General features: G+C 72.6%; 19 protein-coding genes. 12 read left to right on the top strand and 7 right to left on the bottom strand.

The window, feature by feature from the left end:
- Nucleotides 1-485 precede the first annotated feature (485 nt).
- The 3 genes from WME76_RS10690 (at nucleotide 486) to WME76_RS10680 (ending at nucleotide 4,276) form a co-directional block, all read left to right on the top strand.
- The gene (locus tag WME76_RS10690; protein ID WP_437960042.1) at nucleotides 486-1,001 is read left to right on the top strand and encodes an NUDIX hydrolase; all 516 of its coding nucleotides are present in this window, start codon (nucleotides 486-488) and stop codon (nucleotides 999-1,001) included.
- A gap of 243 nt (nucleotides 1,002-1,244) precedes the next feature.
- The gene (locus tag WME76_RS10685) at nucleotides 1,245-1,937 is read left to right on the top strand and encodes an oxidoreductase (protein ID WP_437960041.1); all 693 of its coding nucleotides are present in this window, start codon (nucleotides 1,245-1,247) and stop codon (nucleotides 1,935-1,937) included.
- 143 nt (nucleotides 1,938-2,080) lie between these two features.
- Complete coding sequence (locus WME76_RS10680; RefSeq protein WP_437960040.1) at nucleotides 2,081-4,276, top strand: RecQ family ATP-dependent DNA helicase; 2,196 nt, start codon at nucleotides 2,081-2,083, stop codon at nucleotides 4,274-4,276.
- 138 nt (nucleotides 4,277-4,414) lie between these two features.
- Here WME76_RS10680 and WME76_RS10675 read toward each other — a convergent pair whose 3' ends face one another.
- The 4 genes from WME76_RS10675 to WME76_RS10660 all read right to left on the bottom strand — a co-directional run bounded on the left by WME76_RS10675 (nucleotide 4,415) and on the right by WME76_RS10660 (nucleotide 9,194).
- Nucleotides 4,415-4,627: a hypothetical protein gene (locus WME76_RS10675; protein WP_061613018.1), complete on the bottom strand. Its 213-nt coding sequence runs from the start codon at nucleotides 4,625-4,627 to the stop codon at nucleotides 4,415-4,417.
- Between the two features lie 484 nt (nucleotides 4,628-5,111).
- Nucleotides 5,112-6,221, bottom strand: coding sequence for a tyrosine/phenylalanine carboxypeptidase domain-containing protein (locus WME76_RS10670; protein ID WP_437960039.1), 1,110 nt, complete (start codon nucleotides 6,219-6,221; stop codon nucleotides 5,112-5,114).
- Between the two features lie 120 nt (nucleotides 6,222-6,341).
- Complete coding sequence (locus WME76_RS10665) at nucleotides 6,342-7,661, bottom strand: PhoH family protein (RefSeq protein WP_437290698.1); 1,320 nt, start codon at nucleotides 7,659-7,661, stop codon at nucleotides 6,342-6,344.
- A 171-nt stretch (nucleotides 7,662-7,832) separates the two neighbouring features.
- Nucleotides 7,833-9,194 (bottom strand): sigma-54-dependent transcriptional regulator, encoded by a 1,362-nt coding sequence (locus tag WME76_RS10660; protein ID WP_061613881.1) that lies wholly within the window; start codon nucleotides 9,192-9,194, stop codon nucleotides 7,833-7,835.
- A 388-nt stretch (nucleotides 9,195-9,582) separates the two neighbouring features.
- Between WME76_RS10660 and WME76_RS10655 the strand changes: the two genes are divergently transcribed.
- Both WME76_RS10655 and WME76_RS10650 read left to right on the top strand, forming a co-directional pair.
- Nucleotides 9,583-11,241 (top strand): aminotransferase class I/II-fold pyridoxal phosphate-dependent enzyme, encoded by a 1,659-nt coding sequence (locus WME76_RS10655; protein WP_437960038.1) that lies wholly within the window; start codon nucleotides 9,583-9,585, stop codon nucleotides 11,239-11,241.
- 43 nt (nucleotides 11,242-11,284) lie between these two features.
- Nucleotides 11,285-12,019: a glutathione S-transferase family protein gene (locus WME76_RS10650; RefSeq protein ID WP_437960037.1), complete on the top strand. Its 735-nt coding sequence runs from the start codon at nucleotides 11,285-11,287 to the stop codon at nucleotides 12,017-12,019.
- A gap of 18 nt (nucleotides 12,020-12,037) precedes the next feature.
- On the opposite strand, the gene WME76_RS10645 is transcribed toward WME76_RS10650, so the two are convergent.
- The gene (locus WME76_RS10645) at nucleotides 12,038-13,639 is read right to left on the bottom strand and encodes an alpha-amylase family glycosyl hydrolase (RefSeq protein WP_437960036.1); all 1,602 of its coding nucleotides are present in this window, start codon (nucleotides 13,637-13,639) and stop codon (nucleotides 12,038-12,040) included.
- Nucleotides 13,640-14,030: 391 nt separating this feature from the next.
- Here WME76_RS10645 and WME76_RS10640 point away from each other — a divergent pair, with 391 nt between their 5' ends.
- From WME76_RS10640 to WME76_RS10625, 4 genes are all read left to right on the top strand, one after another.
- The gene (locus WME76_RS10640) at nucleotides 14,031-14,942 is read left to right on the top strand and encodes a hypothetical protein (RefSeq protein WP_437960035.1); all 912 of its coding nucleotides are present in this window, start codon (nucleotides 14,031-14,033) and stop codon (nucleotides 14,940-14,942) included.
- A 173-nt stretch (nucleotides 14,943-15,115) separates the two neighbouring features.
- Complete coding sequence (locus tag WME76_RS10635) at nucleotides 15,116-16,576, top strand: serpin family protein (protein ID WP_437960034.1); 1,461 nt, start codon at nucleotides 15,116-15,118, stop codon at nucleotides 16,574-16,576.
- 58 nt (nucleotides 16,577-16,634) lie between these two features.
- Nucleotides 16,635-17,831 (top strand): acyl-CoA dehydrogenase family protein, encoded by a 1,197-nt coding sequence (locus WME76_RS10630; RefSeq protein WP_437960033.1) that lies wholly within the window; start codon nucleotides 16,635-16,637, stop codon nucleotides 17,829-17,831.
- Nucleotides 17,832-17,931: 100 nt separating this feature from the next.
- Nucleotides 17,932-18,984 carry an LNS2 domain-containing protein gene (locus WME76_RS10625; RefSeq protein ID WP_437960032.1) on the top strand — a complete coding sequence of 351 codons (1,053 nt, stop codon included), beginning with the start codon at nucleotides 17,932-17,934 and terminating at the stop codon, nucleotides 18,982-18,984.
- Nucleotides 18,985-19,063: 79 nt separating this feature from the next.
- Here the strand turns inward: WME76_RS10625 and WME76_RS10620 are convergent, their stop codons facing one another.
- A complete protein-coding gene (locus WME76_RS10620; RefSeq protein ID WP_437960031.1) occupies nucleotides 19,064-20,326 on the bottom strand; it encodes a vWA domain-containing protein in 1,263 nt (420 codons plus the stop codon).
- Between the two features lie 296 nt (nucleotides 20,327-20,622).
- On the opposite strand from WME76_RS10620, the gene WME76_RS10615 reads away from it, so the two are divergent.
- Nucleotides 20,623-21,222: an HAD family hydrolase gene (locus tag WME76_RS10615; protein WP_437960030.1), complete on the top strand. Its 600-nt coding sequence runs from the start codon at nucleotides 20,623-20,625 to the stop codon at nucleotides 21,220-21,222.
- 54 nt (nucleotides 21,223-21,276) lie between these two features.
- Here the strand turns inward: WME76_RS10615 and WME76_RS10610 are convergent, their stop codons facing one another.
- A complete protein-coding gene (locus tag WME76_RS10610) occupies nucleotides 21,277-21,945 on the bottom strand; it encodes a DUF2293 domain-containing protein (RefSeq protein ID WP_061616679.1) in 669 nt (222 codons plus the stop codon).
- Nucleotides 21,946-22,125: 180 nt separating this feature from the next.
- Here WME76_RS10610 and WME76_RS10605 point away from each other — a divergent pair, with 180 nt between their 5' ends.
- The gene (locus WME76_RS10605) at nucleotides 22,126-22,692 is read left to right on the top strand and encodes a class I SAM-dependent methyltransferase (protein ID WP_437960029.1); all 567 of its coding nucleotides are present in this window, start codon (nucleotides 22,126-22,128) and stop codon (nucleotides 22,690-22,692) included.
- 129 nt (nucleotides 22,693-22,821) lie between these two features.
- Nucleotides 22,822-23,649, top strand: coding sequence for a fumarylacetoacetate hydrolase family protein (locus WME76_RS10600; protein WP_437960028.1), 828 nt, complete (start codon nucleotides 22,822-22,824; stop codon nucleotides 23,647-23,649).
- Nucleotides 23,650-23,833: the final 184 nt, after the last annotated feature.

Genomic DNA, 23,833 nt, shown 5'->3' with positions numbered 1-23,833 from the left:
CCGGCGCCCTGGCGAGCCCATGCGTGCTCGCCGGACCCCGGGCATCAACGCTCCTCGCACACCTCCTTGCACACCGCGCCTGGACGCCCGCGTCCGGAGCTCGCGAAACACGCAAGCAACAGCGCCATCAACAACGTAAGTTGATGATTCACGCGCGAGCTGCATGAATGAAACGACAAAGAAACAATGCCTGTTGTAGGCTTCTCAACGTCGTCGGAGCGGTCCGACAACTCAGGAGAAGTAACATGAAGATCTGAGCCTGTTCCACTGACGCGACAACGCACAACGAACCCAGCGCAACACCCTATGCTAGATCCAACTCGAACCGAGATCCCATCGACCGAGCCGCGCCGCTCGGGGAGCGGCACGACCAACGGCTCTGGAACGACGTCCAGGACCGAGCAGCAGCGACGCGCTCGCCTGGACGCGCGTCCCGCGGCGACGAGCCGGCGGTCCCACCTCACGCCGTCGAGGAGGGTGACCCGATGAGGCTCTTCAAGTCCGTGACCGACTGGCTGCTCGGGCACGTCGATCCCAGGGAACCGATCGGCAGCTCGCTCATCAACGCCATCTCGCGGCTCCCCATCCACCTCGCCGCGGACGCCGTGTGCCTCCGGAAGAACGCCGACTCGGGCGCCCTGGAGGTGCTCCTGACCCAGCGCGGAGCGTCGGAGTCGGAGCCGGGCGCGTGGGGCTGCCCCGGGAGCGTCCTCTCGCCGGGCGAGCAGCCCGAGCACGTCCTCGATCGGGTCGGGGTGGCGATCTCCGATTTCACGTTCATCGGCGACTACTTCTCGGCCGCCGCGCGCGGCTGGATGCTGTCCCGGGTCCATCAGGCGAAGCTCGCCGAGGTCCCGGCCACGGGCACCTGGTGGCCCGTGGAGCAGCTCCCGAACAACATGGTACCCAAGCACCGGGAGCAGGTCATCCCGATGGCCGTCAGGGCGTTCCACGCCCAGCGGACGAAGTTCTCGCAGAAGGCCAGCCCCACCCCCGCGTGAGCAGCGCGCCGCGGCCCCGCCCGGCGACCGGGGGACTGTAGAGCCCGCACACACGAAGGAAGGAAGCGTGGGAGTCCCGCCCAGGCCGGCCGCCCGCGCCACGCAAGGTCGGCCGCTGTCGCCCAGCCCGGCCGCCTGCGGCGCGGGCGGCCGCTATCGATCCAGCGCTGCTTCGGTTACGCTGCGCGGTACGGCTGTGGATCCCCGCGGCGGCGCTCTCTCCGCAGGCGATTCTGCAGGGACATGGAGCTCATGACGGTCGACAAGACAGCCCTCATCGTGGGAGGAACAGGCCTCGTCGGCGGCCATTGCTTGCGCCTCCTCGTGCAGCAGCCCGCGTACGCGCGGGTCGTCGCCCTGCTGCGCCGCCCCGCCCCGATCGAGGATCCGCGGCTCTCCCAGCGCATCGTCGACTTCGATCGGCTGGACGGCGCCGAGTTCGCCGGCGTCACCGACGTGTTCTGCGCCCTCGGGACCACGATCGCCAAGGCCGGCTCCGAAGAGGCCTTCTATCAGATCGACTATCGTTACCCGATCTCCGTCGCCAGGCTCGCCGAGAAGGCTGGGGTGAAGCAGCTCGTCCTCGTCTCCTCCGTCGGCGCCGATCCGCGCTCGACGAGCTTCTACCTGCGCGTGAAGGGAGAGCTGGAGCAGGAGCTCTCCGCCGCGAGCTTCGCGTCGGTGCACGTCATGCGCCCGAGCCTGCTGCTCGGGGAGCGGGGCGAGGTCAGGAAGGGCGAGGCCATCGGCGTCGCGGCGGCGCAGACGCTCCGGTTCACGATGAAGGGAGGCCTGCGCAGGTACCGCCCGATCGACGCGAGGACCGTCGCCGGCGCCATGATCGCCGCCGCGCTCCAGGGGAAGCCCGGCCGCCACATCTATCACTTCGACGACATGGAAGCGCTGGCCAAGGGCATCGGCGTCGTCCAGGCCTGATCGCCGCTCCCCCACCGACCCTGCCCACGCTCGCGCGCGGGACGATCCCGGGGCCGCCATGGCGCCGCCACCCCTGCCGCGACGCAAGCGCGCGGAAATGCTAGGGCTCGCGGCGGGCACGGCGCTCGCTGGAGGCCGCGGCCATGGTCTTCGCAGAGCCCCCCTTGTCCATCCTGACCGAGCGCCTCGCCCCCTCCCTGCTGCGCCCTCCCGAGGGCCCGCCGCCGTCGATCGACGCCGTGCTCGCGGAGCGGTTCGGCATCGCCTCGTTCCGGCCGTGGCAGCGCGAGGCGATCGACGCCCTGCTCGGGGGCGCGGGCCGCGTCCTCGTTGTCGCGCCGACCGGCGGCGGCAAGTCGCTCTGCTACCAGCTCCCGGCCGTCGCCCTGCCCGGCACGACGCTCGTCCTGAGCCCGCTCATCTCCCTGATGGAAGATCAGGTGCGCGCGCTCGAGGCGCGGGGCATCCCCGCCACGTTCGTCGCGTCCAGCCTCTCGCGCGAGGAGAACGGCCGCCGCCTCGGCGCCCTCCGCCGGGGCGAGTACAAGCTCGTCTACGCGGCGCCCGAGCGCCTCGCGCTCGACGGCTTCCTCGAGGCGCTCACCGCGAGCCGGCTCTCGCTCGTCGCGATCGACGAGGCGCACTGCATCGTGCAGTGGGGGCACGACTTCCGGCCCGACTACCTGCGCATCGGCGCCGCGCTCGCGCGCCTCCGCCCGCCCCGGGTGCTCGCCTGCACCGCGACCGCGACCCCCGATGCGCGCGACGAGATCATCCGCCGGCTCGGCTGGCCGCTGCGCTCCTCCGACGAGGACGGCGAGGTGGAGGAGGGGCGCGGGTCGCGTGGGTCGCGCGGATCCGAAGAGCTGCCGCCCAAGGTGATCCTGCGCGGGTTCGCCCGGCCCAACCTCCACCTGCAGGTCTCCGCGGTCGACGGCCCGCGCGAGGCCGGGCGCCGCACGGCGCGGGCGCTGTCCGACGCCCTCGGTGACCCCGGGCGACCCCGCGGCGCGGGCATCGTCTACGCCGCGACCCGCAAGGGCGCGGAGCGGCTCGCCGAGGCGCTCCGCGACGCCGGCTGGAACGCGGAGGCGTACCACGCCGGCCTCGCCCCCGAGTCGCGCGCGCGCCTGTCGGCCGGCTTCGCCGACCGCACGCTCTCCGTGGTGGTGGCCACGAACGCCTTCGGGATGGGCATCGACCGCCCCGACGTCCGCCTGGTCGTGCACGCCCAGCCGCCGTCGTCGATCGAGGCCTATTACCAGGAGGTCGGGCGCGCCGGGCGCGACGGCGATCCGGCGCGCGGCCTCCTGCTCTTCGCGCCCGCGGACATCGCGCTGCGCCGGCGGCTGTGCCAGCTCGGCGAGGGGGGCGTGGAGGCGAACGCGGACGACGCCGCGCGGGCCTGGGGGCTCTTCCGCGAGCTGCTCCGCTACGTCGACGCCGCGACCTGCCGGCACGACTTCATCCTCCGCTACTTCGGCGACGAGGCCGAGTCGCTCGGCGGCTGCGGCCACTGCGACGTCTGCCTCGAGGTCGACGCCCTGGAGGCGAGCGACCCGGCCGCGCTCGCCCGCGACAACGACCTCGTGCGCCGCGCGCTCGCCGGCGTCGCGCGGGTGAAGGGCGGCGCCGGGATGCAGGCGATCGCGTCGATGCTCGTCGGCGAGTCGAACGAGCGCGTCCGCCGCATGGGGCTCGACCGGCTCTCCACGTTCGGCGTCCTCGAGGGGAAGAGCCACGACGAGGCGATGTCGATCCTGCGCGTCCTGCTCGCCAACGCCTGGATCGATCTCACCACCGGCGAGTTCCCGGTCCCGCTCGTCACGCCGGCGGGCTGGCGCGTGATGCGCGGCGAGGTGCCCGCCCGGGTGCGGCTCCCGCTCCCCGCGGCGCGCCGCAAGCCGCTGCGCCGCGCGGCGCCGGGCCCCTCGCCCGCCGCGCGGGCGCCGGCGGCGACGGCCGCGGCGTCCGCGCCGGCGCGCGCGCGGCCGGCCGCGCCCCCGTCATCGGCGGAGGCGGCCCACGCCGGCGCGGCGCCCCCCGAGGCGGCCGCTGCCCTCGCCGCCTCGCGCGCGGCGGGCGACGGGCCCGGCGTCGAGCTCGAGGAGCAGGATGTCCCGCTGTTCGAGGCGCTCCGCGCCCACAGGGCGGCGCTCGCGAAGGAGAAGGCGCTGCCCGCGTACGTCATCGCGCACGACCGGACGCTCCGCGAGATCGCCCGGATCCGGCCCGCGTCGCTCGACGACCTCGCGCTCGCGCGCGGGATGGGGCAGGCGAAGATCTCGAGCTACGGGGAGGGAATCCTGCGCGTGGTGCGGGAGTTCTCGGGACCGTGACCGCTGGAGGGGCGCCCGGGCGCGGCGAGCGGCGGGGGCGGCGCGACGACACGCACAGAGAAGCGTGAGGGCGGGGTAAACGCTCGGGTCGTTCGCCCCGTCTCCATGCCTCTCTGTTCGAAGCGGCGTCGCCTCCGTTCAGGCGTGACCTGCGACGCGGAGCTCGGCGATGAGCTGGCCGTCCAGGCTGACGAACGTCGTGAGCCGGCCCTCGACGTTGATGAACACGTCGAGCATCACGCCGGCGCCGAGATCGACGACATGAAGGTCGTCCTTGAGGACCACCGTCGGGGCCTCGATTCCCCTGGGCGCCCGTCTGGAGCCTCGCTCCATGGTCTTCTTCGAGTTCATGTCCCCCTCCGCCCGTTGGCCCCTCCGCGCCCCGCCCTCCCGGATGCGGCTCCGCGCGGCGCGCTGTCGACCGGGGCGAGACCCCGCGCGCGGGACACCCTGCTTCCCGGCGGACACGACAAGCGTGTTCCATGCCGTGCTCGCACGGCTGAAGTGATCCTTCCCTTCACGCAGCCCCCTTTCGCTCCGCTCGCCGACCCGCGGTCCTCCATTTCACCGGATAGGTTTCGCGGGAAGGCATGAAGTTCAGGGGATGCCCGGAATTTTCTTCCCGGCTTCCCAACCTCCGGCTCGAACCCGGCAACCACGGTCGCCAGCTCACCGCTCACGCAGCCTCGGTCGGTTCACCTCCACCCCAACCTAGGTCGGCTCACCTCAACCTCGGTCGGCTGCTCCCTCAACCTCGGTTCACCTCAACCTCGGTCGGCTCCCCCAACCTCGGTCGGCTCCCTCAACCTCGGTCGGCTCCCCCAACCTCGGTCGGTCAGCTCCCCTGCGCCCAGGACGCAAGCGACGCTGCCGCGCTCACGGAGACCCTGCCCGAGGCGAGCACCTGGCCGAGCGCCGGGTGCGCCAGGAGCAGCGCCTCGACCCGCAGCAGCGCCGGCAGGTAGACGACCTCCCGCGCCAGGCCGCCGCCCCGGTGGACGCGCGCCGCGATGCGCAGGGCGTCCGCGGTGGAGCGCGCCCCGCGCGCCTCGAGCAGCCGCGCGGTCTCGACGAACCCCGCCCCGCGCTCGACGCTGCGCGCAGCCAGGTGGCGCAGCCCGAGCTCGCTCCGCCGCGCGCCGACCAGGTAGCCCGCCGCGCGCTCGCGCGCGAGCGCCCAGCCCTCCTGATCGTCGCCGCCGTTCGCCGTCCCGATCGCGAAGATCCCGAGCGGGAGCGCCGCGGCGCGCACGCCGGGCGCCGCGTGCCCCTCGATCTCGTGGAGCACCGTGCGCTCCACGTCGTCGCGCGTGAGCATGCGCCCGCGCGCCACCTGGATCACCCCGTCGCCCGTCGCGGCGAGCGGCGCGATGTCCGCGATCACCACCCGCAGCGGCAACCGGCGCGCCCCGATCTCGCGCCGCATCCGCGACACGAGCGACCCCGGCGCGCGCGCGTCGTCGCTCCGCACCCGCGCCTCCTCGCGCGCCGCCGCCCCCGCCTCCTCCTCGGCCCAGGCCGCGGCGAGCGCGTCCGCCTGCTCGTCGAACGCGTCGCGCGCCGCGTAGCGCAGGCGCGCGGCCGCCCAGCACCCCGCCCCGCCCGCGGCCTCGCAGATCGCGGCCTCCGCGGCGAGCTCGCGGGCGCGGCCGGCGTACACGGCGCCGAGCTCCCCCTGCTCCGCGAGCCGCTCGGCGGCCGTCTCCATCGCCCTCCGGACGTCGCTGTGGTCCTGCGCCGGCGCGTACGTGAAGCGCGGGACCTCGGCGCCGCTCCGCCCCCACGCCGCGGCGAGCCGCGCGAGCTCCTCCACCAGGTTCACCGGCGTGCTCGCGCCGACGACGCGGATCCGCCGCGCCGCCGCGCCGAGGAGCCGGTCCGCGTCCGGCACCCAGGCCGGCGGCGCGTTGTGCTCCGCCGCCCTAGCCCGAGGACGCCGCGCCACGACCCTCCGCTCCTTTCACGCTCGCCACGCTCGCCACGCTCGCCACGCTCGCCACGCTCGCCACGCTCGCCCCGCCCCCGCTCGCCCCGCGATCGCGCCGCGCGCCCGGTGCTGCCTGCCTCAGAGCAGGTTCGCCGCGAGCTCCGCGAGCTCGCTGCGCTCGCCCTTGGCGAGCACCACGTGCCCCGCGATGCGCTCGCGCTTGAACCGCTCCGCCACCACGAGCAGCCCGTTCGACGCGTGGTCCACGTACGGGTTGTCGATCTGCTGCGGATCGCCGGTCAGCACGATCTTCGTCCCCTCGCCGCACCGCGTGATGATCGTCTTCACCTCGTGCGGGGTGAGGTTCTGGGCCTCGTCCACGATGAGGTACTGGTGCGGCAGGCTGCGCCCGCGGATGTACGTCAGCGGCTCGACCTGGATCTGCCCGCTCTCGAGCAGCTCCACGAAGCCGCGCGCGTCGCGCCCCGGCTTCGTGCCGCCGTTCGAGAACAGGAACTCGAGGTTGTCGAAGATCGGCTGCATCCACGGGTTCAGCTTCTCGTCCACGTCGCCCGGAAGGAAGCCCAGATCGCGCCCGAGCGGCATGATCGGCCGGCTCACGAGCAGCCGGCTGTAGGCGTTGTCCTCCGTCGTGCGCTTGAGCGCCGCCGCGAGCGCCAGCAGCGTCTTGCCCGTCCCCGCCTTGCCGACCAGCGTGAGCAGCCGGACGGAATCGTCGAGGAGCAGGTCGAGCGCGAACGCCTGCTCCTTGTTGCGCGGCCGCACCCCCATCACCCCTTCCCGGCCGACGCGCAGCGCCACGATCTGCCCGCGCGCCGCGTCGAAGCGGCCGAGCGCCGTGTGGCTCGGCGCCCCCGCGTCGCGGAGGAGCACCGCCGCATTCGGCAACAGATCCGCGAGGTTGGCGCCCGCGAGGAAGCCGTTCTGGAAGAACGCGTCGACCTCGGCGCCGGGCACCTCGAGCTCGACCACCGACTGCTCGATCGACGGATCGTGCACCCGCTGGTTCTCGTACGTCTCCGCCGGGATCCCGAGCGCGTCGGCGCGGATCCGGAGGTTCGTGTCCATCGTCACGAAGATGGTCGGCCGGTCCTTGTGCCGGTCGCGGATGTCGATCGCCGTCTGCAGGATGGCGTTGTCCTGCGAGCCCGACTCCAGCCCCACGAGCAGCTCCGGCCGCCGCTCCGGGATGGCGATCCGCAGCGTCCCGCCGTTCTCGAGGAGCACGCCGGTCGCGAGCGTCCCGGCGCCGCGGACCTCGTCGAGCAGCCGCGCGATGGTCCTCGCGTTGCGCCCGCGCTCGGACCCCTCCCGCTTGAACTGATCGATCTCCTCGATCGCGTAGATCGGGATGATGACGTCGTTGTCCTCGAACTTGAAGATCGCGTGGGGGTCGTGGAGCAGGACGTTCGCGTCGAGAACGTAATTCTTCTTCATGGGTCGGGCGCGACGACGTACCCCCCTGGAGGGACGGGCGCAAGGGAGCTGTTGTGTGGCCCGCCCGAGGATGTCGTCACCCGTCCATCGGCGGGAGCCCCTCCCGGACATCCGGGGAAATAACGCCCTTCGACTCGGCCGGATCGCCGTGTTCCGGACGTCCCGTGGTGGTCAGAGATCGATCCGGTAGTCCTTGATCTTGTAGAGCAGCGCCCGGTGGCTGATCTCGAGCACCTCGGCCGCCTTGGTCCGGTTGCCCTTGGTCTTCTGGAGCGCCCGCCGGATGAGGATCTCCTCGATCACGCGCGACGTCTTCTTGATCGACAGCTCCCCGCTCGTGAGCTGCATCTGGATGGGGTCGCGCGCCTCGCGGATCCGGTCGGGCAGGTCGGCCTCGCCGATGCGCTCGCCCTCGCAGAGCACCATCGCGCGCTCGACGGTGTTCTCCAGCTCCCGGACGTTCCCCGGCCACCGGTACTCCAGGAGCAGCCGGCGCGCCTCGGGCTCGAAGCCGCGGATGTTCATGCCGAACCGCGCGTTGTTCCGCGCGAGGAAGTGATCGAGCAGGATCGGGATGTCCTCGCGCCGCTCGCGCAGCGGCGGGATCGCGATCGGGAGCACGTTGACCCGGTAGAACAGGTCCTCGCGGAACCGGCCCGCCTGGGTCTCGGCCGCGAGATCGCGGTGCGTCGCCGCCAGGATGCGGACATCGACCTTGATGTCCCGGTTGTCCCCCAGGCGGCGGATCGTCTCCTCCTGGAGCACCCGGAGCAGCTTCACCTGCAGCGAGAGCGGCAGCTCGCCGATCTCGTCGAGCAGCAGCGTGCCGTGGTTCGCCTGCTCGAACAGCCCCGCCCTGTCGTTCATCGCGTCGGTGAACGCCCCCCGCTTGTACCCGAAGAGCTCGCTCTCCAGCAGGTTCTCCGGGATCGCCCCGCAGTTGACCGCCACGAACGGCCCGCCGCGCCGGCTCGACCGCCGGTGGATCGCCCGGGCCACGAGCTCCTTGCCCACGCCGCTCTCGCCCGTGATGAGCGCCGTGGTCTTGTACTCGGCCACCTTCGCGATCGTCTTGAAGATCGCCTGCATCGGCGGGCTCTTCGCGAGGATCTCCTCGAAGAAGTTCTCCCGCCGGATCTCCTGGCGAAGGGCGCGGTTCTCGCGGCGGAGCGCCTCCCGCTCCTCGGCCTTGCGGAGCGTGAGCAGCACCTCCTCGGCCTTGAACGGCTTCTGGATGTAATCGTAGGCGCCCGCCTTCATCGCCTCGATCGCGAGGTCGATGTTGCCATACGCGCTCATCACGATGACCGTGGCCTCGTTGCCCTTGGCCTTGAGCGTCGCCAGCAGATCGAGCCCGCCCATCCGGGGCATCCGGACGTCGGTGAGGATCACGTCGGGCCCGAACGTCTCGACCATCGCGAGGGCCTCCTCGCCGCTCGAGACCGCCTCGACCTCATAGCCGTCCCGCTTGAGGAACGTGCGCACCACGAGGCGCAGGTTTTCTTCGTCGTCGACAACCAGGACACGGCGCATAGACCCTGAAAACTTTTCCTACACCGGCGCCCACCACTCCGCAACGAGTTGCACCTCGGCCCATGCCGCGGTGCGCCTATCTCCGGGGAGTTGCGCTCGGGTGCGGGGTCCGCCGCGCGGCGAGGCGGGCGGCCTCTGCGAAGGCGGCGGCGCACCGCGCGAAGCCCGCTGCGCGACGCGGAATGCGCCTGCGCGGCGTCCGCGCCGCGGGCGCCGGGCGACGGCAGGGCGGCGCGGTGGTGCCCAGTTGACGCACGTCGCGCAGGCTGCTTTAGCGGCGACGCGCACCGGGATCGAGCAGGGCCGCGCGCGGCCCCACGCGACACGCCGGCGCGGCTTTTGCGGGAAGGACCGCGTCCCTTAATTCGATCGCGTGAGGAGCCAGGGCATGAGCATGAAGGATCGTCTGGTCGACCAAGCAAAGAAGCTCGCCTCGTCGGGCAGGGTCGTCCGAGTCGTCAGCAACGATCGCGTGATGCGGCTCGCCACCGGGGTCATGGATGCGAAGAACCGCCTGCGCGCCGCCGGGGAGCGCGCCGCGGAGGCGTGGGACATCCTGCTGAACGGCCACGCGCTCCCGAACATCGATCCGGCGCTCGACGACGAGGCCGGCGTCCACGGGGCGACCCCGTCCCGCGCCGCGTCCGCCCGGCCGGCGGCCGGCGGCGCGGGGCTGTCGACCGTGGAGGAGACGGTGAGCGCCAGGGCCCCGGCCGCCGCCCGCTCGCACGTGAACGGCGTGGGCGCGAACGGCGCCGCCAACGGCGCGGGCACCTACGTCGCGGCGGCGGCCGAGCAGCAGCTCGCGACCCAGATGGCGGCGCGGACGTCGCTGTCGCGGATCGGCGGGCGCGACGTGTTCGAGAAGGCCTACAAGTTCATGACCGCGGACAACGCCCGCGCCATGGGCGTCTACCCCTTCTTCCGGCCGCTCGATTTCAACAACGGCCCCGAGGCGCAGCTCGAGGGGCGGACCGTGACCATGCTCGGCTCGAACAACTACCTCGGGCTGACGACCCACCCCAAGGTGCGAGAGGCCGCGAAGAAGGCGATCGACAAGTACGGCACGAGCATGACCGGCTCGCGGCTCGTGAACGGGTCGATGCGCCTCCACAACGAGCTGGAGGAGAAGCTCGCCGCCTACCACGGCAAGGAGGCGGGGCTCGTGTTCACGACCGGCTATCAGGTCAACATCGCCACCATCTCCGCGCTCCTCGCCAACAAGCGGAGCGTCGCCATGATCGACAAGGACGATCACGCGTCGATCTACGACGGCGTGCGGCTCGCGCAGGCGTCCGGCGCCCGGATGGTGCGGTACAAGCACAGCGACCCGGCGGCGCTCGACAGCGCGCTCTCCGAGATCGCGGACACCGAGGGGGCGCTCGTGATCACCGACGGCGTCTTCAGCGCCCAGGGCGAGATCGCGAACCTGCCCGGGATCGTCGAGGTGGTGAAGAAGCACAAGGCGCGGCTCCTGGTCGACGACGCGCACGCCCTCGGCGTCATCGGCCCCGGCGGCCGCGGCACCGCGGCGCACTTCGGCCTCGGCAAGGACGTCGACCTCATCGGCGGCACCTTCTCGAAGTCGCTCGCCTCGATCGGCGGCTGGCTCGTGGGTGAGCGCAAGGTGCTCGATTACATTCAGCATTTCGCCTACAGCTTCCTCTTCGCGGCGAGCGCGGCGCCCCCCTGCGTCGCCGCCGCCATGGCCGCGCTCGAGGTCATGCAGGAGGAGCCCTGGCGCCAGGAGAAGCTCCGCGAGAACTTCACCTACATGCGCGTGGAGCTGCAGCGGCTCGGCTTCGAGCTCGGCAAGACCGAGACGGCCGTGATCCCCATCTACATCCGCGACGACCTCAAGACCGTGATGATGTGGAAGTCGCTCCTCGACGACTACGCGCTCTACGTGAACCCGTTCATCACCCCCGGGGTCCCGCCCAAGCAGCAGGTCCTCCGCACGAGCTACATGGCGACCCACGAGCGCAAGCACCTCGACCACGCGCTCGAGGCGTTCGAGAAGGTCGGGAAGAAGTTCGGCGTCATCTAGGCGGCGCCGGTACAGCGGCGCTCGCCCGTGGTATCGACGAGCGATGACGATCGTCCTCCATCGCTTTCCGATCAGCCACTTCTCCGAGAAGGCCCGGGCGGCGCTCGACTTCAAGGGGCTCGAGTACCGGATCGTGGAGCACCAGCCCGGTCCCGAGCAGATCGCCATCTACCGCCTCTCCGGCCAGCGCAAGCTCCCCGTGCTCGAGCACGACGGCACGGTCGTCGCGGACTCCACCGAGATCGCCCTCTACCTCGAGCGCACCTTCCCCGATCGGCGGCGCCTCTTGCCGGAGGACCCCAGCGCGCGGCTCGAGGTGCTCGCCCTGGAGGCGCAGCTCGACGACACGCTCGGCAGGAGCGGGCCGCTCGTCTGGGTGCGCCACGCCGTCCGCGACGAGCGGTACCTCGAGGCGCTGGGCGCCGCGACAACGCCGCTCGTCAGCGCCGGGCTCCGCGCCATGGCCGCCGTCGTCCCGATCGCCGAGGCGCGGCTCGGGGCCGTCCACCGGCGGTTCGACGAGGCGGAAGGCATCCTGCGCGCCACCCTCGCCGACCTCTGCGCCCGGCTCGAGACGTCGAGGTACCTCGTCGGCGACGAGCCGTCGCTCGCCGACATCGCCGCCGTGACCCTCGTGCACCCCTTGAAATTCCCGCCGTCGCGACACCTCTTCAGGCCGACGCTCGCGGGCGCGTCCGTGCACAGCATCGCCGAGCACCCCGATCTCGCCCCCTTCTTCGACTTCCGGGACCGCTTCTACCGCGACCACCTCCAGTGAGCGGCGGCGCGGGGGCCCTCAGCCCTGCGCGCCCGCCTCGGCGATCAGGCCCTCGTCCGGGCCGAGCTCCGCGATCGGCTCCAGCCGCTCCCCTGCCCGGTCGAGGCCCGTGGACAGCAGGATGCGCCCGCCCGCGGCGCCGCCCGGGAGCTCCAGCCGGCGCGGCTGCGACGAGAGGTTGAGCGCGACGACGAGCCGCCGGCCGGCGTGCGCTCGCTCGTAGGCGAGGAGATCGTCGCCCGCGGCGAGCGGGGCGTAGCTGCCGACGGCGAGCGCCGGCTCGGCCCGCCGGAGGGCGATGAGGGCGCGGTAGAGCGACAGGATCGAGCGCGGATCGGCGCGCAGCGCCTCGACGTTGGTGCGATCCGCGTCCGCCGCGAGCGGCAGCCACGGCGCGCCGGTCGTGAAGCCGCTGTTGGGGCTGCCGTCCCACTGCATGGGCGTGCGCTCGGGATCGCGCCCGGCGCCGAGGCCGGGCACGTTCTTCTCGAACGGATCCTGCACCTGCCCGGGCGCGATCGGGACGTCGCTCATCCCGATCTCGTCGCCGTAATAGAGCGTCGGGGTGCCCCGGAGCGTGAGGAGCAGCATCGCCGCGACGCGCGCCTGGGCGGCGCCGATACGGCTCCTGATGCGGGGCTTGTCGTGGTTGCCGAGCACCCAGTTCGGCCACGCGCCCGGCGGCAGCGCCGCCTCGTACTCCCGGACGATCTCCGCGATCGCCCGCGCGCTCCAGGGCGCGCCGATCAGGTGGAAATTGAAGGGCAGGTGCATGCCGGACAGGTCCTGTCCGTAGTAGGCCATCAGCCGATCGAACGGCAGGTACGCCTCGCCGATCAGCACCCGATCGTCGTACGCGTCGAGCACGCGGCGCATGGCGGCCACGGCCTCGTGCACCTCCGGGCGGTCGGTCGTGTACAGCCGGAGCAGCTTCCGGTGCGGCGGCATGCCGGACTTCCAGTGAGGGTTCGGCGGGTTGTCCCGGAGCTCGCTGTCCTTGATGAGATGGTGAATGGTGTCGACGCGGAAACCATCCACGCCGCGGTCCAGCCAGAAGCGCAGCACATCGAGCATCGCGTCGCGCACGTCGGGGTTGCGCCAGTCGAGGTCCGGCTGCTCCTTCAGGTACGCGTGGTAGTAATACTGGCCCGTCGCGGCGTCCCACGCCCACGCAGGGCCCCCGAACTCGCTGAGCCAGTTGCTGGGCGGGCCGCCGTCCGGCGCCGGATCGCGCCAGATGTACCAGCCCCGCTTCGCGCTGGCGCGCGAGGCGCGGGACTCGAGGAACCAGGGGTGCCTGTCGGAGGTGTGGTTCGGCACGTAGTCGAGGATGACCTTGAGACCGGCGGCGTGCGCGTCGCGCACCAGCGCGTCGAACTCCTCCAGCGTGCCGAAGCGGGGATCGACGCCGCGGTAGTCCGACACGTCGTAACCGAAGTCGGCCATCGGCGATGTGTAGATGGGGGAGATCCAGATCGCGTCGACGCCGAGCCACGCGAGATGGCCGAGGCGGGACCGGATGCCCCGGAGATCGCCGATGCCGTCGCCGTTCGAGTCCATGAACGAGCGAGGGTAGATCTGATAGACGATCCCCCGCTGCCACCAGCGTGCATCGAGCATGTCGCGCGCTCCCTCTGAACCTGTCGCGGCGCGACCTTAGCACGCGACGCCGGCGCCACGGGGCGCGCCGCGCTGCAGCGCCCGCGAACGGCGAGCTCGACAAGGGGGCGCCTTGGCGCGCGTCCGGCGGCGCCCTCATGGGGCCGTGGGCGGCGGACGTCGCGCCCGCGGGCAGGCGCGCCGCCTGGACCGGCGCGCCAGTGGGCACGCGCGCCGCGCCGCCTCGATCACGGCGCGGGCGCGGGCGCGGCGTTGATCTCTCGCGCCCATGCACATGGGCTTTGCGTAGTGGCTCATCACTACGTTACTGTCTGCCCGCTGCCGTTACGTTGCATGTTGCTTTCACGTTTCATGTTGCTTTCACGCCATGTTGCGCAGAGGAGGCAGTTCAATGATCGAGAACGGTAAGGGGAAATATTGCTCGGCGCTCGCTTGCGTCGTGGGGTTGCTCGCGTCCCCGGCCGCCTGGGCCCAGGATCCCGCGCCGCCCCCCGCTGACCCGGGCGCCGCGGCGCCCCCGGCGGAGACGACCGCGCCGGCGCCCCCGGTGGAGCCGACCGCGATCGCGCCCGCGCCGGCGCCTTCCGGCGACGCAGCGACGGCGGGCACCACGGCGCCCGTCCCGCCGGCGCCGGGCACCGCCGAGCCGGTCGCCGAGCCGAACCCCGAGGCGAGCCCGATCGCGAGCTGGTTCCGGTTCGACGCGGACAACTACGGCCTCCAGGTCTGGGCCGGCGCCTCGCACAAGGTCGGCCCGCTCGACCTCGCCAGCGACATCTACCTCGCGACGAGCGGGTACGCGGAGTTCGACATCGGCCCTGCCTTTACCCTGGGTCCGGTCATCGTCAATCCGATGGTGGGTATCGGCTTCGACTTCATCAACCACCTGACGGCCACGCTGGTCGCGCCTCAGCTCTATCTGTACGTCGACGTGAAGCCCGTCTATTTCGAGTCGTGGAACATGATGCAGTTCAACAGCGTCTTCAACGAGGGCACTCAGAACTACTATTATTCACGGCATTTCCTCCTCTTCTATCCGGTGGACGACTTCGGCCTCGGCCCGCACCTCGAGCTCAACGTCGACCTCAACGAGATCCCGGGCGCAGCGGGCACGCCGGCGGACGACACCGGCCTCTCCAGCCTGCAGATCGGCGGCGTCGTCGGCCTGAACTACGGCACGGGGAACAAGCTCCTGATGTATCTCGGCTACGAGACGCAGGAGGAGGGCCGCTACAGCACCGTCACCTTCCAGCCGGTCACGGGCAAGCTCGCTGGCCGGTTCACGTTCGTCCACAACTTCTGAGGCGCGCGGACGCGCCGGGCTGCCCGTGAAGGCGCGCCGGCCCCCAGCCGGCAACACGCGTGCTGCCCTGGACGATCGGGGTCGAGCGTGTGACGCCTCCCGGGCCCCGCCCGCTCGCATCCGGCAGCCGCAGGATGCTTCCCAGCGCCCCTGCGCGCTGGTACCGAAGTGGCATGGCCCAAAGGTTCCTGTTCGCCACCGCGCTGTGCAGCCTCCTCGGACTCGGGTGCCAGGCCCGGAGCCACGTCCCGCCGCCCGCGCCGGACACCGGCACCGCCGCGTGCCAGCCTGCCGACTGCGGCCCGCTCGCGAAGATCGCCCGCATCTGTGACGATGGCTCGACGGCCGCCCCGCAGTGCGCGCGCGCCGAGGGCGGCGCGTGCCGCTGGGAGCACGTCTGCCCGGGTGCCGCGCCGGCCGCCGGCGCGGCGGCGCCCGCGCCGGGCCAGCCCGCCGCGCCCAACCCGCAGCCGCAGGGCGCGCAGCAGCCGGCGCCGGGCGCCTTTGCCGACGCGAACGCGGCGTTCGCGCAGCGGCTCTACGGCAAGCTCGCCGCCACGACGGGCAAGCTCTTCTTCTCGCCGGCGAGCGTCTCGACCGCGCTGGCCATGACCTACGCGGGCGCCCGGGGCGAGACGGCGGCGCAGATGGCGAAGACGCTCGAGTTCACCCTGCCGCCCGAGGCGCTGCACCCCGCGTTCGGCGGGCTCGTGAAGGAGCTCACGCAGGCGACAGGCCCCAAGGCGCCCGAGCTGCGGATCGCCAACCGCCTCTGGGGCCAGGCCGGGCTGACGATCGAGCCCGCGTTCCAGAGCACCACCGAGCAGCACTACGGCGCAGGGATCGAGCTCGTCGACTTCAAGCGCGCGCACGAGCAGGCGCGCGCGCGCATCAATCAATGGGTCGAGCAGCAGACGAACGCGAAGATCAAGGACCTGATGCCGCCGAACAGCGTCACCGCGCTCACCCGGCTCGTCCTCACGAACGCCATCTATTTCAAGGGAAAGTGGGCGACGCCCTTCGACAAGAAGGCGACAAAGAACGAGCCGTTCACGGTCAAGCCCGGCGCCGCGCCGGCGGTGCCGATGATGCGCAAGACGCTCCAGGCGAAGCTCGGGAAGACCGCCGACGCCGCGGTGCTGGAGCTCGCGTACGAGGCGCAGAACCCCGAGCGCCCCCTCGCGATGGTCGTCATCCTGCCCACGCAGGTGGACGGGCTGCCGCAGGTCGAGCAGCGCCTGTCGGCCGGGCAGCTCAAGGGATATGTCGACGCGCTCGAGCCGGCGCGGGTCGACGTGGCGCTCCCGCGCTTCAAGATGACCGCGGAGTTCGAGCTCTCGAAGGCCCTGATCGAGCTCGGAATGCCGCTCGCGTTCGACGATGTGAAGGCCGATTTCTCCGGGATCACGCGGGCGGAGCCGCTCTTCATCTCCCAGGTGCGACACAAGGCGTTCGTGGAGGTCAACGAGGAGGGGACCGAGGCCGCCGCGGCCACCGGCGTCGCCATGGCCACGCGGGCGGCCCCGGCGCCGCCAGAGGTGTTCCGCGCGGATCACCCGTTCGCGTTCCTGATCCGCGACGTGGCGACCGGCGCCGTGCTGTTCATGGGCCGCGTGACCGATCCGCGGGGATGAGCCGGCTTGCCGGCCTCGACACGTCCCGATACTCCTCGGTGTCGAGGAGCGAACGACGATGACGAACGAACACGCAGCGAAGGTGCTGCAAGCCGCCCGTGACCTGGCCCCCACGATCTCCTCCCGGAGCGCGGAGATCGAGGAGGCGCGGCGCCTCCCGGCGGACCTGCTCGAGCAGCTCAAGGCCGCGGGCTGCTTCCGCATGTTCCTGCCGAGGAGCCATGGCGGCTTCGAGGTCGACCTGCGCACGGGGATGGACGTCCTGGAGACGCTCGCCCGGGCGGACGGGGCCACCGGCTGGACGGTGATGCTCGGCTCGGAGAGCCCGCCCCTGTTCGCGCTCCTGCCGCGCGAGCGCTTCGACGCCGTCTACTCCGGCGGGCCGGACGTGATCATCGGCGGCGGCTTCAACGCGCAGGGCGAGGCCCACGCGACCGAGGGCGGCTACCGCGTCACCGGGCGCTGGAGCTTCGCGAGCGGCTGCGAGCACGCCGACTGGCTGTTCGGGAACTGCGTGCTCATGGACGGCGGCCGCCCGCGGATGGGGGCGGCGGGCGATGTTCGCGAAACGCGCGAAACGCGCGAAACGCCAGAGATGCGGGGCATGCTGTTCCCCGCGCGCGAGGTGCGCATCCTCGACACCTGGTCCGTGCTCGGCCTCCGCGGCACGGGCAGCCACGACATCGCTGTCGAAGGAGCGTTCTGCCCGGCGGAGCACAGCTTCGATATCTTCCAGGGCCAGCCGTCGGTGGCCTGTCCGGGCTTCGTCGCGCCCGTCCTGCACTTCGTGCTTCACATGGGCGCCGTCGCCGTCGGCATCGCCCAGGGCGCGCTCGACGAGACCGTGACGCTCGCGCGCTCGGGCAAGAAGCGGCTGTACGCGCGCGCCGGGCTCGCGGACTCGCCCGTCTTCCAGGTGCACCTCGGCCGCGCCGAGACGAGCGTGCGCGCCGCCCGCGCCCTGCTCCGCGACACGGGGGACGAGCTCTGGGACGCGTGCGTCAACAACCCCGCTGCCGCCGCGGCCATGGCGCCGCGGACCTCGGCCGCCCTGGCCTGGGTGACCGAGATCGCGGCCCGCGCCGTCGACGCCTGCTACCAGGCCGGCGGCGGCGGCGTCGCCCGGAACGCGTCGCCCGTGCAGCGGCGGTTCCGGGATATCCACACGTTCTCTCAGCACGCCGCCGCCGCGGAGGGGTGGTTCGGCCAGGCCGGCGGCGCGCTGCTCGGACACCCCACCGGCTTCTGGACCTGACCCGGCGCGCGGCTCCACGGCGCGAGCGGCCCGGGCGCGCGGTGCGGTGACGCGCCCCGGTCGCGCGCCCGCGCGCCGCCGCGGTATACGTCGTCTCGCCTTGCGCTCCGCTCCGCCCGCCACGCTCGCCCTCGCCGCCCTGTCGTTCGTCGCTTGCGCCGGAGCCCCGCGCGGGATCGCCACGCCCGCGCCGCCGGCCCGAGCGGGCGCCTGCCCTGCCCGCCCCGCCTGCGACGCGCCGCCGCCGCTCGCCCTACCGCGCGGGTTCCGGCACACGCGCTCGCGCCTCGTCGCGAGCGGGTGGCCGCGCCACCGCGGGCGCGACCTCTTCGTGCGCGCCGACGGGCACCAGTGGGCCATCGCCAAGTTCGCTTACGGACCGCTCGACGACGATCTCGAGGACGAGGACGTCGAGGCCTATCTACTCCGTGGCTGCAGCGGCGACTGGGAGCGGCTCGGCGCCTTCCGGACGAGCGACGACGACCACCCGCACCCGACCATCGAGGGGATCCGGGACACCGGCGGGCGCGTCTACCTCGATCTCACCGCGGGGGGGCGCCTCGAGGTCGGCCGGCACCGCGTCCACCTCGTCGTGGCCGGCGACGGCACGAGCGCGGATCTGTTCGTCGAGGTCCTCCCGCCGGACGCGCGGGTGGCGGTCACGGACGTCGACGGGACGCTCACCTCGAGCGAGGTGGCGATGGTCGGCGAGCTCGTCGGCGGCGGCCCGCCGGCCGCGCACCCCGGCGCCCCCGAGGCAATGCACGCCCTCGCGGCCAGCGGGGTCTACCTCTTCTATGTGACAGCGCGCCCCGAGTGGCTCGTGGCCAGCACGCGCGTCTGGCTGAAGGAGCGGGGCTTCCCGCCGGGCATCCTCCACACGACCGTGGGCGTCACGGGCGCCGCCGGCCGCGCGGCGGCCGCTTACAAGACCGTCGAGCTCGGATGGCTCAAGGCGCGCACGGGCGTCGTGCCCGCCTTCGGGTTCGGCAACATGCCGAGCGACGTGGCGGCCTACACGGCCGCCGGCATCGCCCCCTCGCGGTCCTATTATTACAAGCTCGGCGGCGATCTCCGCGGCGGCGTCGGCCACGACGATTACCGGCGCCTCGTCCCGGCGCTCTTCACCCCGCCCGCCGCGTGCGCTCGTTGAGCCAGGCGCAGCGGCGGGCGCCTCGCCGGCGCGCCGGCGCGGCCCGGTCGAGGGCGCGCCGGCGGGTGAACGCCTCCGCTCAGAGCGGGACCTCGATCACGTCCTCGCAGGTGAAGTCGACGCCCAGCGACACCTCGAACTGGGCCTGCACCGCGGCGCACGTGTCGCTGCAGAGCACGATGGCGGTCGGGTTCAACGGCTCGTCGTAGCGCCACGCGCTCTCGGTCGCGCAGCTCTGGTCATAGTCGAGGGTCGTCGGGGTGCTGGTCGCGGCGCTCGTGTACGACACGACGACCTTCTGCTTGTCGAACGTCCTCCCGTCGGGGGCCGGCGGGATCGGGATCGTGCACGAGACCGCGGCGCCGCGGATCTCCTCGATCGCCTCCGTGAACGCGGCCGACGTCGCAGCGGCGTTGCCGGTGTCGAGCATGAACGCCTCCGCCGTGCCGCCCGCCGCCGCGATCTGGTGCAGGTTGGTGAGGCTCGGCGGCGAGCCCTCCCCCGGCGGGCTGTCGACCCCGATCACGAAGGTCGAGATGTCGCTGGCGAGCGCCTCGCCGACGCGCTCCACGACGAGGTCGATCGAGTCCGCGTCGACCCCGCACTGCTCCGGATAGCCGTCGGTCACGAGCACGATCACGTATTTCCCGGGGTTCTGCTGCCGCTCCGCCTGGATGAACTCGAGCATGCCTTCCATCGCGTAGACCGTCGGCGTGCCGATGCGCCAGCTACGGTCGTCCGGGGGCGTGACGGCGTCGATCGCCTCGCCGAAGGTCGGCGAGGGCAGCACCGTCATCGGGACAGCCGGGGTCGTGTACGCCTCGCTCGCGCACATCTGCCGGCGCCCGCCCGGGCCCGGGAAGAACGTGAGCGACGCCTTGAACCCCTCGGACGCGGAATCCACGAAGAACTGCTTCGTCGCGGCGACGACGGGATCCCACTTGAGCGCCTTGCTGCGCCATTCCACGTCGTTCGCGCCCATGCTGGCCGACACGTCGAAGGCGAAGGCGAGATACACCTGCTGGAATCCGGCCTCGGACGTCTTCGTCGCGCACGCGTCACCGGCGCCCGTCGAGCCGCCGGCGCCCGCGCCGCTTGCAGCGGGATTACCGCCCGGATTCAGATTACCCCCCTGACCAAAACCATTGTCGGAAGACCCGCTTCCGCTGCCACTACCACTTCCGCTGCCACTACCGCTTCCGCTGCCACTACCGCTTCCGACCCCGCTCCCAGTGCTGCTCTGAGAGGCGTCGGCGCCGTCCTCGGCGCCTGAGTTCACGCTGCACGCCGCGCCGATCGCGGCGACCAGCGACAGAGCGATGGCCATCGTGGGCAATCTCATGTCCTGACTCCTCTCCAAGCGCGTACCAGCGCCCTGCGCTGGGTTACGAAAGCAACGCGACGCGTGAGGCTCCCGGGGGCCGGCCCCAAGCCGGCGCGTGGCGCGGGGACCCTCATGACCAGACCAGGGCGGAGTATAGGCGAGAATGCAGCCCAATGCTCCACATTGTCGCCGCAGACAACACGTTATCTCAGGTGCTCACATCGCAACTCACCCGCATGGACGAAATACCCACTGTGCGCACATGTGACCCACACCCTTACATCGGACGGCGCTGGTGCTAGGCTCCGCCGCACATGATCCGCGCGGTCTGTTTCGATCTGATGGATACAGTCCTCTACGACCCCTATCGCGAGGCGCTCGCCGCGGCGATCCGGGCCGTCACGCCGGCCGAGATCGCCAGGCACCGCGACCCGACGTGCTGGCCCGCGTTCGAGATGGGCGACATCGACGAAGCCGAGTTCGTCCGCCGGTTCTTTCGTGAGGGCGCCGAGGGCGTCTCGTTCGACATCGAGGCGTTCAACCGGGTGCGTCGCGCGGGATACCGCTTCTTGCCCGGCGTGCGGGAGATCGTGGAGGCGCTCGACGGCCGCGCGCTGCGGTTCGTGGCGAGCAATTACCCGGTGTGGGTCGAGGAGCTTCGCGAGACGTTCGCGCTCGACGTCCTGTTCGAGGGTGTCTATTCGAGCCATCACCTGCGCGTGCGCAAGCCGGCGCGCGAGTTCTTCGACAGGCTCGTGGGCCGCATCGGCGTGGGCGCGGGCGAGTGCCTGTTCGTCGACGATCGCGCGGAGAACTGCGACGCGGCGGCCGCGGTGGGGATGCGCGCGCACCGCTTCGACGGCGCCGCGGCGCTGCGCGAGCGGCTCGTCAGCGAGGGGCTGCTCGACCGCTGAGGCGCCCGGTCGAGCCGCGCCCGGGCGCGCGGGCCGCCGTCGGCGCCCTGCGCGTCAGAGCGCCGCGCAGAGCGGGCACGAGGCGCGCGCGTGGGGCGCGTCGCCGCGGTGCAGATCGAGGATGGCCCGCGAGATCTGCGCGAGCTCGCGCCGCACCTCGCGGCGCATGCCCTTCACGCGCGGGATGCTCATCGTGTCGTACGCCGTGGTCTGGTGCCGCATCCAGGCGATCACGGCCGACTCGGCGCGCCGCGCGACCGGGATCCGCTCCGTGCGGGCCACGGTGCCGCTGCCCACGGGGGTCGCGTGCTGCGTCACCTTCACCGCGAGCGCCTGCGCGAGCGCCGCGTAGCGCGGCGAGAACCGGAGGAACGCGGCGACCTCGGCCTCGAACTCGCGCACGTACTCCGCCTGATCGCGCTCCCGGCGCCGGGCGTCCGCCTCCCGCTTCTTCGCGTAGGCGGGCGTGCTCCGCTCGGCGTCGAGCGCCGCGCGGGCGGCGTCGATCGTGGCGGCCGGCGCCCAGAGGCCGCGGGAGAACGTCTTGTTCCCGCGCTTTTCGACCACCATCCAGGAGGGGCCCGCTAGCTTCACCCGCCGCGTGAGCCCCGCGTCGCCCGGCGGCAGGCACGCCCACCCTTCGGGCGGCGAGAGCAAGGCGCCGTCGGGCGCGCGGAATCGGCGGGGATCCGGGGTGGGGGCCAGGGTCAGGCACTCGGGCATGGCAGGCGGCCGGCTTGGTAGGCCAGGTCGTTCTGCGTGTCCAGCGGACGGCGCCGGGCGCTCCGCTGCCGTGGCCGCCGCGCGGGGGCTACGCTCGGCGCGCGTCCTCTGCCATCTTGGCCCGCATCGCCGGGTGTCGGGTGAGGCGCCGCGCGCCGCCCGGGCGAGCAGGAGGCCAGTGTGTCGGACGACGATCGCATCAAGTGGGACGCTCGTTACCGCGAGGGGGGCGCCGATCCGGGCGCGCCCTCGGCGGTGCTCACGGCGCTCGACCCGCTGCTCCCCCGGCGCGGGCGCGCGCTCGATCTGGCCGGCGGCGCGGGGCGGCACGCCCTCTGGCTGGCGCGGCGCGGGCTCGACGTGACCCTGGCCGACATCTCCGAGGTCGGGCTCGGCGTCGCGCGGAGCGCCGCGGCCAGGGAGGGGCTCGCGCTGCGCGCGATCGCGCTCGACGTGGAGCGCGACCCGCTGCCGGCGGGGCCCTGGGACCTGATCGTGATCTTCTACTTCCTCGAGCGCCGGCTCGCGGCCTGCGCCGCGGAGCTCGCCCCGGGCGGACACCTCGTCGTTGTGCATCCGACGCGGTCGAACCTGCAGCGGCACCCTCACCCGAGCGCGCGCTGGTTGCTCGAGGACGGCGAGCTCCCCGGCCTGCTCGGCGAGGCGCTCGAGGTGGTCCGCTACGACGAGGGGTGGCTCGAGGAAGGCCGCCACGAGGCCCGCGTCGTCGCGCGACGGCCGCGGTGACGGCGCCCGCGGCCCTGACGTCGTCCGCGACGTGACGGCGTCCGCGGCGCGACCGACGTCGCCCGCGGCGCGGCGGCGCGCGCGGGGCCCAGGCTTGCCGCGACGCGGAGATCGCGCTTTGCTCGCGCCATGCGCTTCGCCCGTATCGTGCCCCCGGAACAGGATCGCCCGGCCTTCTTCGCCCGCCTCGAGGGCGCGGCCGCGCTCGTCTACGACGAGCCGCCCTGGCTCGGCGGCAAGACCACGGGAGAGGCCGTGGCGTGGACGGAGGTCGACCTCGTCTGCCCCGTGCTCCCCACGAAGATCGTCTGCGTCGGGCGCAACTACGCGGCGCACGCGCAGGAGCTCGGGAACGACGTCCCGGTCGAGCCGATGCTCTTCCTCAAGCCGCCCTCGGCGCTCATCGGCCCCGGCGAGTCGATCGTGCTCCCGCCGGAGAGCAACCGGGTCGAGCACGAGGCCGAGCTCGGCGTGATCATCGGCCGCCGCTGCAAGGCCGTTCGACCGGAGGAGGCGCTCGATCACGTGTTCGGTTACACGTGCCTCGGCGACATCACCGCGCGGGATCTGCAGCGGAAGGACGTGCAGTTCACGCGGGGCAAGGGGTTCGACACGTTCTGCCCGGTGGGGCCGTGGATCGAGACGGAGCTCGACCCGGCGGCGCTCCGCGTGCGGGCGCTCGTGAACACGCAGGTGCGGCAGGACGGGATGACGGCGCAGATGCTCTGGGGCGTGCCCGCGCTGGTCGCCTACATCAGCCGGGTGATGACCCTGGAGCCCGGCGACCTCATCGCGACGGGGACGCCCCAGGGCGTGGGGCCGCTCGTGGCCGGCGACGAGCTCGTCATCGACATCGGCGGCGCCACGGACGCGACGCCGGGCATCGGCGCGCTGCGCGTCTCCGTCGCGGCGCCCGCGCCGGCGTCGGCGCAGGGCAACGGCCGCAGCGCGCCCTGAGGCGCCGCGCGCGCCGGAACCGGCGTCCCCCGGTGAGGCCTGAGCGCCTCACCCGCCCGCCCGCGCCTGCGGCGTCCTGACATCACGCCGGCGACGTCCCCGCCGCCTTCCTCGGCCCGATCCGTCGCTCCAGCGAGCCGGCGCGCCCGCTGCGCGGCGTGGCAGGCCCTGTGCACTGCTCCGC

Source organism: Sorangium sp. So ce119 (assembly GCF_051524405.1).
GTDB lineage: Bacteria > Myxococcota_A > Polyangia > Polyangiales > Polyangiaceae > Sorangium > Sorangium cellulosum_G.
This window is presented reverse-complemented; position numbering and strand designations above follow the sequence as displayed.

Coding starts and splice junctions, on each gene's coding strand:
- WME76_RS10635 (WP_437960034.1), top strand. CDS start 15,116: ATGGCCCAAAGGTTCCTGTTCGCCACCGCGCTGTGCAGCCTCCTCGGA.
- WME76_RS10630 (WP_437960033.1), top strand. CDS start 16,635: ATGACGAACGAACACGCAGCGAAGGTGCTGCAAGCCGCCCGTGACCTG.
- WME76_RS10615 (WP_437960030.1), top strand. CDS start 20,623: ATGATCCGCGCGGTCTGTTTCGATCTGATGGATACAGTCCTCTACGAC.
- WME76_RS10675 (WP_061613018.1), bottom strand. CDS start 4,627: ATGAACTCGAAGAAGACCATGGAGCGAGGCTCCAGACGGGCGCCCAGG.
- WME76_RS10640 (WP_437960035.1), top strand. CDS start 14,031: ATGATCGAGAACGGTAAGGGGAAATATTGCTCGGCGCTCGCTTGCGTC.
- WME76_RS10645 (WP_437960036.1), bottom strand. CDS start 13,639: ATGCTCGATGCACGCTGGTGGCAGCGGGGGATCGTCTATCAGATCTAC.
- WME76_RS10650 (WP_437960037.1), top strand. CDS start 11,285: ATGACGATCGTCCTCCATCGCTTTCCGATCAGCCACTTCTCCGAGAAG.
- WME76_RS10680 (WP_437960040.1), top strand. CDS start 2,081: ATGGTCTTCGCAGAGCCCCCCTTGTCCATCCTGACCGAGCGCCTCGCC.
- WME76_RS10685 (WP_437960041.1), top strand. CDS start 1,245: ATGGAGCTCATGACGGTCGACAAGACAGCCCTCATCGTGGGAGGAACA.
- WME76_RS10665 (WP_437290698.1), bottom strand. CDS start 7,661: ATGAAGAAGAATTACGTTCTCGACGCGAACGTCCTGCTCCACGACCCC.
- WME76_RS10660 (WP_061613881.1), bottom strand. CDS start 9,194: ATGCGCCGTGTCCTGGTTGTCGACGACGAAGAAAACCTGCGCCTCGTG.
- WME76_RS10655 (WP_437960038.1), top strand. CDS start 9,583: ATGAGCATGAAGGATCGTCTGGTCGACCAAGCAAAGAAGCTCGCCTCG.
- WME76_RS10690 (WP_437960042.1), top strand. CDS start 486: ATGAGGCTCTTCAAGTCCGTGACCGACTGGCTGCTCGGGCACGTCGAT.
- WME76_RS10610 (WP_061616679.1), bottom strand. CDS start 21,945: ATGCCCGAGTGCCTGACCCTGGCCCCCACCCCGGATCCCCGCCGATTC.
- WME76_RS10620 (WP_437960031.1), bottom strand. CDS start 20,326: ATGAGATTGCCCACGATGGCCATCGCTCTGTCGCTGGTCGCCGCGATC.
- WME76_RS10600 (WP_437960028.1), top strand. CDS start 22,822: ATGCGCTTCGCCCGTATCGTGCCCCCGGAACAGGATCGCCCGGCCTTC.